Genomic DNA, 871 nt, shown 5'->3' with positions numbered 1-871 from the left:
CGACGTCGTGGACCAGCTGTTCGAAAGGTGCGTCCTGCCAGTTTCGCCTGGTGAGCAGGTCGTGCGCGCGGGCCAGTGCAAGCAGCCGTCCAGTGAACGTCGGCAGAAATTCCTTCAGGTCGCCCGCGTGGCGAGCCGTCTGGTTCGCAAGCGACTGCACGGTGGCCAGAGTGTTCTTCACACGATGGTTGAGCTCGTCGATGAGCACCTTTTGGGCGTTCTCGGCGCGCTTGCGCTCGCTGATATCGACCAGCATGTTAATGGCGCCAACCAGATTGCCCGCGGCGTCTCGCAGGGGCGTCGGATAAGGAATAAATGGTACGCGTCTGCCGTCGGGGCGTTCGGCCACGGCTTCGGCACCGCGGACCTCACGGTTCTCGCGCAGCGCGATGGCCATCGGGCATTCGTTGTGTGGCAACCGCGTGCCATCTGGCCAATAGAGCTTCCAGGTCACACACCACTCGTCGCCCGGCTGCGGCGTCCTACCCGCCATCTCGACCGCGGCCCGATTGAAGAAATTGATGCGGCCCTCGGCGTCCGTCGTGTAGATGGCAGCCGGCAACGCCTCAAGGAGATCGCGCATCCGCTGCTCGCCCTCGCGCAGGCGGTCCTCCAGCTGCTTGGTGGTGGTGACATCCTGGGCAACGCGCACGCCATAAAGGAAGCGGCCTCCCGAATCCCGCACCGACGAGCTGAATATATCGAGATAGCGCACGGATCCATCGGGCCGCAATGCCCGCTTGCGGGTGGTGTAGTTCTCGATGTCGCCGCGGACCTGCCGGACGTACAGTTCGGCATCCTCCGCCTGGTCGTCGGGATCGGTGTAGTCGAAGAAGGTCATTCCGAGCAATTCGTCGCGCGAGCGTCCCGC

The 871-nt window shown here is 64.1% G+C and carries 1 protein-coding gene; it reads right to left on the bottom strand.

The genetic code is table 11. From position 1 onward, the window contains the following. On the bottom strand, positions 1-871 hold an 871-nt coding region (locus tag IVB32_RS32365; RefSeq protein ID WP_247412677.1), incomplete at both ends, for a PAS domain S-box protein.

The organism is Bradyrhizobium sp. 23, from assembly GCF_023073295.1.
Taxonomy (GTDB): domain Bacteria; phylum Pseudomonadota; class Alphaproteobacteria; order Rhizobiales; family Xanthobacteraceae; genus Bradyrhizobium; species Bradyrhizobium canariense_D.
This window is presented reverse-complemented; position numbering and strand designations above follow the sequence as displayed.